This window comes from Microcoleus sp. Pol14D4 (assembly GCF_036701245.1).
Classification (GTDB): domain Bacteria; phylum Cyanobacteriota; class Cyanobacteriia; order Cyanobacteriales; family Microcoleaceae; genus Microcoleus.
Genome location: NZ_JAUBQM010000044.1, coordinates 1 through 15,373, shown reverse-complemented (window position 1 = coordinate 15,373; position 15,373 = coordinate 1). Strand labels below are relative to the sequence as shown.

Annotated in this window: 8 protein-coding genes and 1 pseudogene; 4 read left to right on the top strand and 5 right to left on the bottom strand. The window is 48.3% G+C overall.

Annotated elements, in window-relative coordinates; translation table 11 throughout:
- The first annotated feature begins 43 nt into the window (after nt 1-43).
- Nucleotides 44-370, top strand: a complete 327-nt coding sequence (locus QUA33_RS16615; RefSeq protein ID WP_333149597.1) for a thioredoxin domain-containing protein — start codon at nt 44-46, stop codon at nt 368-370.
- 229 nt (nt 371-599) lie between these two features.
- On the top strand, nt 600-1,817 hold the full coding sequence (locus QUA33_RS16610; protein ID WP_333149595.1) for an LL-diaminopimelate aminotransferase: 1,218 nt from the start codon (nt 600-602) through the stop codon (nt 1,815-1,817).
- A 253-nt stretch (nt 1,818-2,070) separates the two neighbouring features.
- Here the strand turns inward: QUA33_RS16610 and QUA33_RS16605 are convergent, their stop codons facing one another.
- Nucleotides 2,071-2,469, bottom strand: a complete 399-nt coding sequence (locus tag QUA33_RS16605; protein WP_333149594.1) for a hypothetical protein — start codon at nt 2,467-2,469, stop codon at nt 2,071-2,073.
- Between the two features lie 127 nt (nt 2,470-2,596).
- On the bottom strand, nt 2,597-3,403 hold the full coding sequence (gene surE, locus QUA33_RS16600) for a 5'/3'-nucleotidase SurE (protein ID WP_333149593.1): 807 nt from the start codon (nt 3,401-3,403) through the stop codon (nt 2,597-2,599).
- 396 nt (nt 3,404-3,799) lie between these two features.
- Between surE and pheS the strand changes: the two genes are divergently transcribed.
- A complete protein-coding gene (pheS, locus tag QUA33_RS16595) occupies nt 3,800-4,804 on the top strand; it encodes a phenylalanine--tRNA ligase subunit alpha (protein ID WP_333076865.1) in 1,005 nt (334 codons plus the stop codon).
- Between the two features lie 239 nt (nt 4,805-5,043).
- Here pheS and QUA33_RS16590 read toward each other — a convergent pair whose 3' ends face one another.
- Together QUA33_RS16590 and QUA33_RS16585 are read right to left on the bottom strand one after the other, a co-directional pair.
- Nucleotides 5,044-5,490, bottom strand: coding sequence for a hypothetical protein (locus QUA33_RS16590; RefSeq protein WP_333149592.1), 447 nt, complete (start codon nt 5,488-5,490; stop codon nt 5,044-5,046).
- Nucleotides 5,491-5,904: 414 nt separating this feature from the next.
- Complete coding sequence (locus tag QUA33_RS16585; protein ID WP_333149591.1) at nt 5,905-9,429, bottom strand: response regulator; 3,525 nt, start codon at nt 9,427-9,429, stop codon at nt 5,905-5,907.
- A 1,719-nt stretch (nt 9,430-11,148) separates the two neighbouring features.
- Here QUA33_RS16585 and QUA33_RS16580 point away from each other — a divergent pair.
- Nucleotides 11,149-11,772, top strand: a complete 624-nt coding sequence (locus QUA33_RS16580) for a GNAT family N-acetyltransferase (protein WP_333069860.1) — start codon at nt 11,149-11,151, stop codon at nt 11,770-11,772.
- 648 nt (nt 11,773-12,420) lie between these two features.
- On the opposite strand, the pseudogene QUA33_RS16575 reads toward QUA33_RS16580, so the two are convergent.
- Nucleotides 12,421-15,373: pseudogene (locus QUA33_RS16575) on the bottom strand (DUF4347 domain-containing protein); the annotation flags it as partial.

Genomic DNA, 15,373 nt, shown 5'->3' with positions numbered 1-15,373 from the left:
CGCCGGTGCTTTAGAAATAAATAGAAAAAATAATCGCAGAACCATGAGCAACAGTGTAATTGTCATTAACGACGAAAAATTTGAAACAGAAGTCCTGAAAGCAGAGCAACCAGTGCTTGCCTATTTTTGGGCTAGTTGGTGCGGGCCTTGCAAACTGATCGCGCCTTCGGTAGACTGGGTGGCGGCCAACTACAGCGATCGGCTGAAAGTGGTTAAAATGGAAATTGACCCCAATCCTAATACTGTCAAGCAGTATAAAGTAGAAGGAGTCCCAGCTCTCAGGCTGTTTAAAAATGCCGAAGTAGTGCTTTCTCACGAAGGAGCTATTACTAAACAAACTTTGGTCAGTTTGCTCGACGCCCACTTATAAAGTTTGGAAATGATTCGGGAGTTTCCAACTCCCAAGTCACAATTATAGCAATCGCATTTTTTTTAAATCTCTCTATTTTCTCCTCGATATTCCTCTCTGACTCTGCGCCCTCTGCGCTCTCTGTGGTTAAAAAAAATCACCAATCAAATAAGAATGCAAGAACAAAATAAATAATAATAATTTATTAATATAAAAATATTCCTTAAACTTCCAAAAAGCTACAAAAAATATGCAATTTGCTAAACGTTTAGAGCCACTGAAATTTAATGTATTTGCCGATATGGATCGGGCAAAAGCTCAAGCTAGAGCAGCGGGGCAAAATGTGATTGACTTGTCTCTGGGTTCTTCGGATTTGCCGGCGGCTGCTCACATTACAGATGCGATCGCACATTCTCTGTCAGACACCAGCACCCACGGCTATTTGCTATTTAACGGCACAAGAGATTTTCGGGAAGCAGCAGCTATTTGGTACGAGCAAAAATTTGGGATTGCAGTCAATCCAGAAACAGAAGTGCTGCCGTTAATTGGCTCCCAAGAAGGCACGGCGCATATGCCTTTAGCTGTACTCAATCCGGGAGATTTTGCTTTGCTGCTCGATCCGGGCTATCCTTCCCACGCGGGCGGCGTGCATTTGGCCGGCGGTCAAATTTATCCGATGCCGATATTAGCAGAAAATGCGTTTTTGCCGATATTTGAAGATATTCCGACAGCAGTGCTGGCTCAGTCGAAGATGATGGTTTTGAGCTATCCTCACAATCCTACAACTGCGATCGCCCCGGTTGCTTTTTTTGAGAAAGCTGTGGCTTTTTGTCGAGAACATCAACTTGTTTTAGTTCACGATTTCCCTTATGTGGATTTGGTGTTTGACGATCGCAATTCTCTCATAGAGGCAGAGTCTGGTAACGAGGAAGAATATCGAAAATTGATGGCACCGTCAATTTTTCAGGCCGATCGAGATAAGAGTGTGGCGATCGAGTTTTTTACACTATCCAAATCCTACAGTATGGGAGGTTTTCGAGTCGGATATGCGATCGGCAATTCCGAACTAATTGCAGCGCTGCGCCAGGTAAAAGCCGCAGTGGACTTCAACCAATACCGAGGGATTTTGAACGGAGCGATCTCCGCATTAACCGGCCCCCAAGATACCGTCAGAACCAGCGTAGAAACCTTCAGAAAACGGCGGGATGCCTTTGTAAACGCGCTACAGGGCATCGGCTGGCAAGTACCCGTACCCCCCGCCACCATGTACGTCTGGGCGAAACTGCCGGAACCTTGGGCCCAAGATTCCGTAAAATTTTGCACTCAGCTAGTACAGAGTACAGGAGTCGCAGCTTCCCCCGGTGCCGGTTTCGGAAAATCAGGAGAAGGCTACGTGCGATTTGCCTTAGTCGAGTCGCCAGCAATTTTGGAAACAGCAGTTAGAAAAATTGCTGAGTTTCTAAATTGAGCGATGCAATCTGTGTCAACTTAACCTCAAACACCCTTGTGATACTTAAGCCCACCAGACTCGATCTTTGAGGCAGGGGTTAAAACCCCTGCCTCGCTGGGGGTTTTGAGATTTTTGGACATAGGATGAAAGACACGGCGTCTAAGTGCTTACCCGTAGCTCAAGATGGATGCAATTGCTAAAATAGTGTGATTTCTACCTAAAGGAATAGATATTTGCACGCAGTATCTGTCACAATCTCTTTTAAGAAATGTTAACGTGAGACATCTTGGGAATTACCAATTCCGCTCACCCACTCTAAAAATCCTTGAAGTGAATTCTGTCGGGGTAACGATTGTTCCGTAGCGGCGAGCGCACACCCGAAAAAGACCACACTGCCCAAAATTGCAATCAGCGGAAAAGGCTTGCCCAGCCCAAAGTCCCGCTGAAGGCGAGCTAACGGTCTGCTCTCGCGCCTGAGCATTTTTCCCACCGTCAGTTGTTTGAGACTAAAAGGATCGCGCACAAAATGACCGCTCCAGCTAATTACCATATGAGAATGGCAGTGGGGACAAGTGAATAGTCCACTGACCATCCCGACTGGGCCTACGACGCTAGAACGGTTGCAGATCGGGCAAGTGACAGAATGAGTGTTATAGGTGGGAGCGTTCATAACTGTTTTTCTTGATTAAAAAAAACTAACAAGTAATTGGTAGCCTGTGTTAACGCTTAAGGTATAGACCTTGAGAGGCACTTTTCCTTAATTCCTAGTTTACCGCTCCGATCGGGTCGATCGGAGCTCACTGCTTGGGAAAACCTTCAAAATGCCAACCCCCCAACGAGTGCAAGTCTGAAGCACAGGTGAGATTATATTGCAAGGGAGTTACGGTTATTCTGTTGTCGCGAATAGCTTGTACGTCTGTAGGAATATCATGCGGCACCGCCGAATCAGCGATTTCTTCTACATCTTCTAACAATTCCCCAGCCAGCCAATAATAAGTTTTGCCGCGCGGATCTGTGCGCTTTTGAAATATGTCGAAATAGCGGCGAATGCCTTGACGGGCGATCGCAACTCCGGTAATTTCTGCTTGCGTGACTGCTGGTATGTTGACATTCAACAGCACCGGTTTGGGCAGTGGCTGTTTTTCCAACTGCGACAGCAAGGTGACAGCGAAATCCACCGCCGGGCCAAATTCCTGGGAAGTATAGCTCGCGAGGCTGAAAGCAATGCTGGGAATGCCTTCCATAATTCCTTCCATTGCGGCCGAAACCGTGCCCGAACAGATGATATCCGTGCCTAAATTGGGCCCGTGGTTGATGCCGGAAAGCACAAAATCCGGCGGTTTGTCAAGTAAAGCCCACAAAGCAAGTTTCACGCAGTCGGCGGGAGTTCCCGAACAGGCCCAAGCTTGGACTGCTGGATCAAAAATAGATTCGACAATTTCGGCGCGGATGGGTTGGTGCAAGGTAAGGCCGTGGCCGGTAGCGGACCGCTCTCTGTCGGGACAAACAACGCTCACGTCGTGACCTGCGGCGGCGAGAGCGTTGGCGAGGCTGCGGATGCCTTGTGCAAAGATGCCGTCGTCGTTGCTAATTAAAAGTTTCATTGAAATTTTTATAGGCCTTATAACAATCTTAAACTAGATTCAACTAGGCAGATCGCTCTAACATCCAATTACCTATTACAAATTATCCGTAACTGCCATCAATCTAAAATCTAAAATCTAAAATCTAAAATCAACAAGCTGTCGAACCCAAATTGCGCTAAACTCAACTTGGCCCAAAACTGCCATCAATCTAAAATCTAAAATCTAAAATCTAAAATCTAAAATCAACAAGCTGTCGAGCCCAAATTGCGCTAAACTCAACTTGGATCAAAACTGCCATCAATCTAAAATCTAAAATCTAAAATCAACAAGCTGTCGAACCCAAATTGCGCTAAACTCAACTTGGCCCAAAACTGCCATCAATCTAAAATCTAAAATCTAAAATCTAAAATCAAAATGACTGTCCAGCTAAGCGACATTGAAACTCAACTAGAAATTCTCGGTCAAGAGTCCAAAAGTGCGATCGCCACTGCCAATACCCTCGAACAACTCGAACAGTTGCGCGTCGGCTACCTCGGCAAAAAAGGCCAACTCTCTCAAATTTTAGGGATGATGGGCAAACTGTCGCCAGACCAGCGGCCCAAAGTAGGTGCGATCGCCAATACAGTCAAAGAAGCCCTGCAAGCCGATTTAGAGGACAAGCGCGCCGCCCTCCAAACCGCCCAAATTCAAGCCAAATTAGCCTCAGAAACCATCGATGTCACCATGCCGGGGATTTTTCGCCCCCAAGGCCGCGTTCACCCCTTAAACGCCGTCATAGACCGCGCTCTCGATATCTTTGTCGGCCTCGGCTACACCGTCGCCAACGGCCCGGAAATGGAAACAGATTATTACAACTTTGAGGCGCTCAACACCCCGCCCGACCACCCAGCGCGGGATATGCAAGATACGTTTTACCTACCAGGCGGCGACTTGCTGCGGACTCAGACATCATCGGTGCAAATTCGCTACATGGAACAGCACAAACCACCGATTCGGATTGTCTCTCCCGGCCGCGTTTACCGCCGCGATACTGTCGATGCTACTCACGCAGCAGTCTTCCACCAAATTGAACTTTTAGCAATTGATGAAGGTCTGACATTTACTGACTTGAAAGGCACAATTAAAGAGTTTTTGCGGCAAATGTTCGGGCAAGATTTGCCGATCCGTTTCCGCACGAGTTACTTTCCCTTTACCGAACCTTCTGCCGAAGTTGATTTGCAGTGGAACGGCAAATGGCTGGAAGTTTTGGGCTGCGGAACTGTCGATCCGAATGTTCTTAAAGGAGTCGGTTTAGATCCAGAAAAATATACTGGGTTTGCGGCCGGTTTTGGTGTCGAGCGGTTCGCAATGGTACTTTATGAAATCGACGACATTCGCCGGGTTTATGCTAGCGACTTGCGCTTTTTGCGGCAATTTTAAAGAATAGTTTGGGGTATGTTCTACAAACCCTCTAGAGATTTTGCTTGACCTACATCAATTTTGCAGTTTCAAGTAAGCAGACAAGAGCGACATAACCATAAGATATGGTGGGCGGGTGAGTACAAGTAACTCTTGCTATCCGACTTCTTTCAGGTCAAAACCCGCCCCCTCACATCAGTTTATTCATGCCCGCTTACTTAAGTAGACAAGGGCTTTGCACTTACCTACTTATTGATGGTCTAATTGCTAAAAACATCCTTGATGCTGTCAACAGCGCGCTCTACAGCATTCTTGGTATTATCTACTGCTTCCTGAGTCCGAGCTGAATCTTCCGATGCTCTTTTCTCAATTGTGGCCGCATCTTTCTTAGCTTTGCGCTCTACGACACTACCATCCTCCGATGCTCGATCGACTTTAGCAGCATTTGTTTTGGCAGTTTCCTTAACCTTCTCTTCTGTATCTCGGATGAAGTTCTTGGCTCGTCCAGCATCTTTGCTGGCTTTTTCTTGAACCGCATCGCCCGCATCTGCTGCTGCGATCGAGTTTACAGCAGGATATGCCATTGCTGCGGTGTTGGAGAAGAACGCACCAGACCACACGAAGGCCATCGCTGACACGCAAAGCGCAGTTGTTGCCATCCAGCGCGCCACAGTCGAAAGCCGTTTCGTAAAAGAATTCAGTTTCATACAATACACAATCAGATATGACATTCTATTTCTACTCGATCGGAGCGATCGGCTGAACCGTTCTCTAGAGAGAGGTTATCCGTCAACGAACGGTTAAAAAATTTCCCTCTTTTGATAGATGGAAGCAACGAAGGTCAGTCAATTTTAGATTTTAGATTTTAGATTTTAGATTTTAGATTTTACTCCCCAGCCGCCATTTGGAATCTTGAACTTTGGTGAGCCGATTGTAAATTTTAGATTAAAAATTAAACAATTGATATCGATTCCGGTGCAACCGGAATCGATATGAAACCGCCTTGGGGCGGGTGGCGTGAATGTAGTTCACTCAGTTGAAATATGCTGTATTTACGAATAGGTTGTTTCCGAGATTGTGTGTGGGATATCAACATATAATACTTAACAAACAACTAATGACTAATCACAATTTAGTAAAAAAGTCAATACAGTTTCATCGATTCCCTTTAGTTTCAAAGGCTTATATTTAACAATGCGATTTTCCTCAACATAGTCTGCAACCGCCGCCGAAATTAGCACCGTGTTGGGTTGCGCCACCTCTTGCAAGCGGGCGGCAATATTTACGCTCGGCCCGATCGCAGTATAATCCGATCGGTCGGGGCCGCCAAACATCCCCACCACCGCAGTACCCTGGTGAATTCCGCAGCGAAACCGCACCGGAGGCATCCCATTTTCCCCAACAATTCCCTGCTCCAACCAGCCCTGGTTAAGCTCCTTGAGAGCTCGCAGCATTTGCCCAGCAGCAGCTATAGCGCGGCGTACTTGCTCGTTAGGCGTTAGTTCCTCCGGCGCGCCAAAGAAAGCCATTACCGCATCTCCAACAAACTTGTCCACCGTACCGCCACTGTCAAAAATAGCCTTAGTCATTGCTGCCAAATATTCATTCAAAAGCTCAGCTACCCGGCGCGATCGCAGGGTATTTGCCATTTCAGTAAAACCGACAATATCGCTAAACAAAATAGTAATCAATCGCGGTTCGGGGCGCAAATCCAGCGCCAAATCTCCAGCGGCTGCGGCCTTCACCATCGACGGCGGCAAAAATCGGCGCAGCACCGATTCAGTTAAATAACTGTTCAACTGCTGCACTCGGCGCTCGTTTTGTTTGAGGGCGATCAAATTCCGCACTTCTGCCAACAATTCTCGATCGTTAAAAGGCTTGGACAAATAAGCATCCGCACCCCTTTCTACTCCTTCAATTCGAGTATCTTCATCGGCTTTAGCAGTCAGCAAAATTGCCGGAGTTCCCTGCAATTCCTCATCCTCTCGAATCATCTTAATCAAATCCAATCCCGAAATCAAAGGCATCATCAAATCAGTTATAATTAAATTAGGGTGACGTTTTTTAGCCACGGCAAATCCTTCTTCTCCGTTGCGCGCCAGCAAAACTGCAAAGCCGGAATCTCGGAGAATTGCCGATACATAAAAGCGCAAATCCGGATTGTCGTCAACCACCAAAACCGTTCCCACTGCTGTTTCCGATCTGAGCGATTGGAGCGCCTCAAAGTTATAATTTTCAACCTCATTTTCCGATAAATCCGCCTCAACATCTGCCAGTTCCACCGCAGCTTTGGATGAGTGAAACTCCGCAGGTATTTCTAGTACCTGTTCCGGGGGCAAGTGAGTCGAACCGAAGTGCAGCCAAACGGTAAAAGTAGTACCTTCACCGTAAACTGACTCAACTGAGATTTGACCGCCGTGGAGTTCGACTAATTCTTTTACAAGTGCCAAACCTAAGCCGCTGCCTTCGTAGGAACGGCTAGCTGAACCTTCGGCTTGATGAAACCGCTCGAATAAATAGGGAATTTGTTCCGTGCGAATGCCGATACCCGTGTCTTTTACTTGCAACAAGCAGTGAGCGCCGGCAGATTCAACTTTGAGAGTGATAGTTCCACCTTCTGGGGTAAATTTGACAGCATTTGACAGCAGGTTGTAAATAACTTTGTCAAATCTTTCCAAGTCCAAATAAAGTAAAGGACATTCTTGCAGTTGGGTAATTAAGTGCAGTCCTTTTTTCTCGCAGTAGGCGCGGAACGACTCTGCGGTAGAGTAACAGAAACCGACTAAATCGCAGGGGCGGAAACTCGGCTGCATCCGTCCGGCATCGAGCCGCTGCAAGTCCAGCAGTTGATTTACCAAGCGCAGGAGGCGGCGGGAATTGCGCAAAGCGATTACGGCTTGTTCGTAGGGCAAGTCTTCTTGGCGCCTGCAAGCTGATTCTAGAGGGCCGATAGTTAGAGTTAGAGGCGTGCGGAACTCGTGGGAGATATTTTGGAAAAATTCGGTTTTGAGCCGATCGGCTTCCAGAAGCCGTTCTGCCTGCTGTCTGGTAGTCTGGTAGAGGCGCGACTGCTGCACGGCTAGAGCAGCTTGAGTTGCGACTATTTGAGCCAGGTCAATGTCTGAGATGTTCCAGCGGCGGATGCTGTGATTTTGGCGCAGGGAAATGCTGCCGATGATTTTGCCTTCTGAGAGTAAGGGAACGACTAACAGGGCGCGGGCTGGCGATCGAACTTGCAGTTCTGTAACATTTAATTCGGGGTGTTCGTGGAGATCTTCGATCGCCACCGGTTCTTTTGATACCATAACTTGCAATAACACCGGATTGCCCCGAATCGGCACCAAAGACTGTGGCAAAGAAGGATGGGCAAAAACCCAGGCGCGAGTGTTATCAGCAGCATCACCCGAAGCCGTGTCGTAGCCCAGAGGGTTGGCAACTACCTCTGGATTGTCAATAAAACCCGGTTCTACAGCAACGGTATCCCTATGCGTGTCGTATAGCCCCACGCATTGGACGTATTCATCATCTTCTGTCCACAGAGATAGGGCGCAGCCGTCAACTTGCAAAGCTTGGCCGAGTTGTTGAGTAATCGCTGCAAAAATATTTTGGGGATCGAGACTCGATCGAATTGCCGTAGTAATAGTATTGACTAATGCCTCGCGCTTGGCCAGCGCCCGCACCCGTTCGTAAGCCCGGGCTTGAGAAAGCGCCAAAGCCGCTTGGTCTGCCACCGTAATTACCAACTGTACCTCGTGGTCTTGCCAGTGGCGCGGTTGCTCGAACTGGTGCAGCGCCAAGACTGCCATCAGTTCCATTTTGTAAAACAGCGGTACGATCAAGCTCGATCGAATATTCGCAGCTTCGTAAGCCTGCTGTCGTTGCTGATTATCCCAGTTTAAAACTCGATCGTCAGTTTGGGCATCTTGAATCACCTCCACATCCAGAGTTTCCCAAACCAAATCCGGCAGCAAATCTGGGGAGAGTTCTGCTGCACAAGCATCTCCGGGCGTGACTTCCTCATCGCCCCCCAAACCTTTAGTTCCGGCTTTCTGGTAAACGAACCACTCATCAGCCACCCGGCCGTCTTGGAACGGCCGCAGCAGACAGCAACTCACCTCAAACATCTGCCCGACAGTTTCCACAATTCTTTGCAGCATTTGCTGGTAATTGGGAGCCGATCGGATAGTATTGGTAACGGCATAAAGCAGCGATTCTTGGCTCAAAGCACGGCGCAGTTCATTGGTGCGCGTTTTCAGAAGATTGTGAGTCTCAACAGCTTGACTGACAAGATTTATCAGCTCTTGAGCATCCCAAGGCTTGGTAACGTATTTGAATACTTTGCCAGCGTTAATAGCTTCAACTAAATCTTCAACATCCGTATAGCCAGTTAAAATAATTCGGATCACGTCGGGGTACTGAGCCGCCGTCAGGCTGAGAAACTCCGTACCGCTCATTTTTGGCATTCGCTGGTCGGAGATGATCACCGCAACTTCTCCCTCTTTTGCCAAAATTTCGAGAGCAGCGGGACCAGATTCGGCTCTGAGCACTTTGTAGTCTCGATGGAAGGTGCGGTAAAGCAAGTCGAGGTTATCCGGTTCGTCATCGACGATCAGAATTTTTAGCTTAGGATTTTCTTGGGAATTCATGCACCGTTCTCCTGTGCCCCAGGGCTGTTCGATTTAATAAGTCTGATTAAAGGAAGAATTCGCCGATTTAAATTGCTGAAGTCATACCATTTTCGATTTTCGATTTTCGATTTTCGATTGCGATTGACTGATGACATAAGGGTTGGTATTTTGCCTAGAGTGCCATTATTTTTGGAAAATGGTATCACAATAATTCGTGGACATGAAGTTGTTGTGAGTATGCGAGGCAAGCATCAACCTTGATTTTTGATGTCTGGGTTTTCAATTCGGAATTCTTCTGAGCCACAGTTATCTGTCGTGCACCCCAATTTTATTATTTAATGATATTCACATAAACTCGTCTCCCGATAATTTTCTTTCACCCGTTATCTTTATGCAGCAGGAGAGCAAACACAAATCTGGGCATTTTAACTGCCGTCTGGATATCTCAGAATACATAGGAATAACCGTCCTGATTGTGAGTTGATTTGCCAAATTTATGTTTGAGCCTGGCTCCTGGGACTATTTTATTTGGTATGTGAAAGCTGCCCGCAGCAAGATACAATAGACAACCAACATCTTCGCCTGTGTTTTTTCCCACAAGTAACAGCAACTTTAACAGTCAGCCAATGATACCGACCACAATCCGGCGTCGATCCCCTGACTGATATTTCGGGGTGGCCCACAGACCACAGAGGTGTCTGTGGGAGTGACGCAATTGCTGTACCATTTTAGTTAGACTTGCACTTTTTTCCCCGATCTCGGAATTTTTTCTGCCTCCTGCAGACCAACGCCCAAGCCAATTACTGTGGCGAAACACCGCAAGAGCGAGCATCCATCTGTTAATCTTAGCTAGGGATGTACTCTGTGGAAACCTATCAGTCGATTTTAGATTTTAGATTTTAGATTTACTCCACAGATGAATCGCGGAGCTTGAACTAGGGTCTAAAATTTTGATCTCTCCACGACCAGTGTCGGTGGCGTATATCATCGGTTTTTGGGCGGGGTCAATCAGCTCGATCGAGGTTTTGAAGGTCTCGCTCGCGCGCAGCAGAGTATCGAACCGACGGGGAAAACCCCTGCAGACTGTTTTCAGGCATCCAAATTTAAATTAGGAGGTAGGAAAAGTACCCCCTAGCTCAACAGGTAAAGCCGGTTCGATCGAGGACGGGCGATGGATTGCCCAGAACTGCTGAAAGCTGGGGTGCCAGGCAGGGGGGCGGCGGGTAACATCCGACACGCCAGCGCGCCCGGTGTTAGTCTGATAAGTCGTTGAGTTTTTCAACTACCGCTTGACGGATAAATTATATTCGATCGGGTATTTCCGTAAGCAGAGAGCGGTAGGATTCCGAGAACCTGACCTTAAAACCTTTGTGATTGTTTTTAATACCTTGCCCCCTAAGCTGTCGCGAATTTAATTTGTAAGCTACTGTTTACTGAAACTCTTGTGCTGCCGGTCCAAAGCGAGAGATTAAGCTTCAAGTTAAAGCCCAAATAGCTGATCCACAAATCTAGTATTATCGGATGAGTTTGATTCTTTCAGAACTAGAGTATTAAAGGCTCAAAATTTTCCATTTACCTCAAATACTACTTAAAGTCAAACACAAAAAAATGTAATTTAATCTGGATAATAAACTATGCCTATAAGTTACGTTATAAGATTCAGTATAACATCAGTAAATTTTCTAAGAGGGTAGCTTAGAAACCAGCGTAAAAAAATTAATATAGTGGCCTGGCATTGTGAATCCTTCATTTTTTTCCTCACCATCTCACCAACAACAAACTCCCGGACTTTCTGGTTTTTCGATCCGGGTGGCTGCGCCCAACGACTTAACGCAGCTAGCTGATATTTTAGCCATGAGCTTTCACTCCCGCGAGGGGTTTGTAGAATGGGTGTATCCAGTGTTACGTTTGGGCATTTACGAAGATTTAAAAAATCGACTGCGTTCTAAGGCCGAACATTACATTTGTCTGGTTGCTGAGCTAGTCTCGCGCGACGAGGGAACGCAGAATTATCGATCGCACCGAGCTCAGCGCATGGCAGGAACAGTAGAAATGGCTCTGCGTTCTCGCTTTCCTTGGCAAATCCCTAATTCTGACTATCCTTATTTGTCGAATTTAGCCGTTCACCCCGACTATCGGCGGCAGGGGGTTGCTCAACAATTGCTCAGCAACTGCGAGGAGACAGCCAGAGAATGGGGATTTTCTGAGATTTACCTCCACGTTCTGGAAAATAATCACGCGGCGCGACAGTTGTACTATCAGGCCGGCTATCGCTTGCAACAGGTGGATTGGAATTGGACTGGTTGGCTGTTCGGCCAGCCGCGCCGCCTGTTTTTACGCAAGCAGATTTCGCTATCTTAAAGTAAGTATTGGAATTGATCGTGGGGAATTGGGACGAAGCAGGAAAAAGGAAAAACTAGCTATCCGTGTATCTTTGACTTCCGAATTGTGAATCAATGGAATGGGTATGAGGAATTAGTGATGAATTTTAGTTTGCTCTTAAGCGCGATCGCACAACACACTAAAATTATTTGGTAGTAAACACTTGAGCTACTAACCTTTGTGTACCTGGGAACACCTGAAAAACCCCATACAAAGTTAGATCGACTCCGGTAGCCTTGTCTGCAGTAAAAGCTCGTCAATAATCATAGAGAGTGCAACAGAAATTTATCTAATTTATCTGCGTTAATCTGTGTTTATCTGCCCTCATCTGCGGTTGAAAAAAGATAATTTATCCAACCGCACATGACAAGGGATTGACGCCGCTAAAGATAATAGACTTATCAATAATTCCGAGGCTAACAAATTTGATATTATACCAAATCCGGCTTGAATACACCTTAATTTTTTAGCATTTTAGAAAGGGACAAAAGGCAACTGTAATAGCGATGTCAAGGGCAGAGTGCTACACAGTTTCTAACCCAGATTGAGTCTTGTGAGGAACGCCACAGAAGTTCTGATCTGCTGTGGCGTTTTGTTTGTCAAAACAGGAGACTTTCGCCACCAATTCTAGAACTCAGAGAGATTTGGTAGGAAATCCGATGAGCCGATCGCCCCCTGAACCCCAACCAGATTCGCTAAAACCCGATCGGTGCCTGCTACTTGCAGCAACGTACCGTTCGGAGTGGCGCTAAATTGCAACTGCTGGAAACTCAGCCCGTCGGTCAAAACAAACTTATCGACGCCTACCTCGAAGTTAATCACAGTATCAGTGCCGCCCTCACCATTCAACAAAAATCGATCGCTCCCAACACCTCCAATTAAAGTATCGTCGCCCAAGTCGCCAAACAGCCAGTCATCTCCAGCGCCCCCATTGAGCAGGTCGTTATCTTTACCCCCAATTAGGGTATCGCTGCCAGCATCTCCGTTGATAGTATCTTGACCTTCGTTGCCGTAAAGCAAGTCATCGCCATCACCGCCGTTGATGCAGTCTTGCTGGTCGTTTGCCCCCACCGAGACACCCCGGTTATCAGCACGATCGCCATAGATGGTATCGCTGCCCTCGCCACCGCAGAGTTCATCGCTGCCGTCACCGCCGTAAATCAAGTCGTCGCCCCGATCTCCCTGTATGAGGTCGTTAGCTTTGCCGCCGTAAATCAAGTCGTTGTCTTGACCGCCACTGATGGTATCTTCAGCTTCATCGCCGAACAGCACATCAGCACCGATGCCACCAAAGAGCAAGTCCTCGCCGCCAACATCTTTAGCTCGACTGCGAGCACCGCCGTACATGGTGTCGTCGCCGCTGTCGCCGACAAGGGTATCAGAGCCGAGTTCGCCCCAAATCAGGTCATTATCTTTGCCACCCCAAACACAATCATTGCCTTTACCTGCTTGCACGGTATCATTACCGTGGCCGCCACCGATGATGTCGTTGCCACTGCCACCAAACAGGAAGTCTTGTTCCCCGATATCCCCGATTGACTGGGAACTGCCACTGTCGCCGAGCAGAGTATCGGCTCCTTCGCCGCCGTAGAGGGTATCGGAGCCTAATTGACCGTAGATGATGTCATTGCCTTTACCTCCGTAAGCGCGATCGTTATCTTTGCCTGCAACCAGCGTATCGTTGGCTTGTTGACCGTTGAGGAAGTCGTTACCGAAGCCTCCGTACAGCAAGTCGCGTCCCTGGGAGTCGCTGGCTCTTCGATCGCGGATGCCCCCAAACAAGCTGTCGGAGCCGATGCCCCCAAACAACGTATCGGAGCCGAGTTCGCCCCAAATCAGGTCATTTTCTTTACCTCCAAGGGCAATATCGTCACCTTTGCCGCTATGGATGGTATCGTCGCCCTCGTTGCCGTTAATGATGTCTGCACCCTCGCCTCCAAAAATCAAATCGCGAGCATCGTCAGGACTCTGGGAGTTGTTCTGCCCGGTGTCTCCGAGAATCGTATCCGCACCTCGATCTCCAAATAGGTTGTCAGAGCCTAAGTCCCCGGCAATCCAGTCATTCTGTTTGCCTGCGAATACGATATCGTTGCCCTCGTCTCCGTAAACAATATCGGTGTCAATGCCACCAAAAATCCTGTCATTGTCTTCGTTGCCGTAAATTTCGTCCGCGCCATCTTCACCTAAAAGCAGGTCGTTGCCTTCAAAACCGACAATTTTTTGGTTGCCTTTGGTGTCTACGATGAAGTCATCGCCGTCGGTTCCTTTGGTGGTTTTTCCCTCTGAAAATTGTGAAATAGGCCGGACAAATCCAACTGCGGGTGGTTGCTGCGGGGGCGCAAAGGTAATTCCCGGTTTTTCAATAATGGGCTGACACAAACAGTCGGTATCTGGTTCCCCGATCGGATTTGAGATGATCGGCGATGCCGGCGTTGGTGTGGGGCTTGGCGCCACCGGCCGCAAGATAGCGACAACAGTAGCGACAGCGGGACTGGAGGCGCCACTGTTGTCTGTGGCGCTGTAGGTGAAATTGGCTCCTGTAAAGTTGCCAGTTGTTTGGAAAAATAGTTGCTGCAACTGTTCTGGCGTCAGAACTTGACCTGCTGTCACCGGTACACCGCCGTTGGCTGGGTCTCCTAAAAACAGCACGGCTTGGTCTGGTGAGGGCAGGGTGTTGATGGTGTAAGAGACGATCGACCCGTCGGGGTCGCTGCCTCCCAATCCGGTGACTAACTGGCTGCTGTTGGGTCCGAGGTTGGAGTTGGCATTGTTGGCAACTGGTGGTTGGTTGTCAGTTGGAAGTATGGCCGCCACCGTAGCGGCTGCAGGACTGGATGCGCCGCTGTTGTCTGTGGCGCTGTAGGTGAAATTGGCTCCTGTAAAGTTGCCAGTTGTTTGGAAAAATAGTTGCTGCAACTGTTCTGGCGTCAGGACTTGACCTGCTGTCACCGGTACACCGCCGTTGGCTGGATCTCCTAAAAACAGCACGGCTTGGTCTGCTGGAGGCAGGGTGTTGATGGTGTAAGAGACGATCGACCCGTCGGGGTCGCTGCCGCCCAATCCCGTGACTAACTGGCTGCTGTTGGGCCCGAGTCTGGAGTTGGCATTGTTGGCAACTGGTGGTTGGTTGTCAGTTGGTGTGGGAGTTGGAGTTGTGGGAGTTGGTGTGGGAGTTGGAGTTGTGGGAGTTGGTGTGGGAGTTGGAGTTGTGGGAGTTGGTGTGGGAGTTGGTGTGGGAGTTGGTGTGGGAGTTGGTGTGGGAGTTGGCACTATCAGTCCATTCACACTAGCGGTAGCGGGTGGACTGATAGCACCGCTGTTGTCTCTGGCGCTATAAGTGAAATTGGTTCCTGTAAAGTTGCCCGTTGTGAAGAAAAATAGTTGCTGTAACTGTTCTGGCGTCAGGACTTGGCCTGCTGTCACCGGTACGCCGCCGTTGGCTGGGTCTCCTAAAAACAGGACGGCTTGGTCTGCTGGGGGCAGGGTGTTGATGGTGTAAGAGACGATCGACCCGTCGGGGTCGCTGCCGCCCAATCCCGTGACTAACTGGCTGCTGTTGGGCCCGAGGCTGGAGTTGGCA

Bases quoted from the DNA above. Each gene is read 5' to 3' on its own strand.
- QUA33_RS16590 (WP_333149592.1), bottom strand. From the start codon at position 5,490: ATGAAACTGAATTCTTTTACGAAACGGCTTTCGACTGTGGCGCGCTGG.
- QUA33_RS16610 (WP_333149595.1), top strand. From the start codon at position 600: ATGCAATTTGCTAAACGTTTAGAGCCACTGAAATTTAATGTATTTGCC.
- surE (WP_333149593.1), bottom strand. From the start codon at position 3,403: ATGAAACTTTTAATTAGCAACGACGACGGCATCTTTGCACAAGGCATC.
- QUA33_RS16615 (WP_333149597.1), top strand. From the start codon at position 44: ATGAGCAACAGTGTAATTGTCATTAACGACGAAAAATTTGAAACAGAA.
- QUA33_RS16605 (WP_333149594.1), bottom strand. From the start codon at position 2,469: ATGAACGCTCCCACCTATAACACTCATTCTGTCACTTGCCCGATCTGC.
- pheS (WP_333076865.1), top strand. From the start codon at position 3,800: ATGACTGTCCAGCTAAGCGACATTGAAACTCAACTAGAAATTCTCGGT.
- QUA33_RS16585 (WP_333149591.1), bottom strand. From the start codon at position 9,429: ATGAATTCCCAAGAAAATCCTAAGCTAAAAATTCTGATCGTCGATGAC.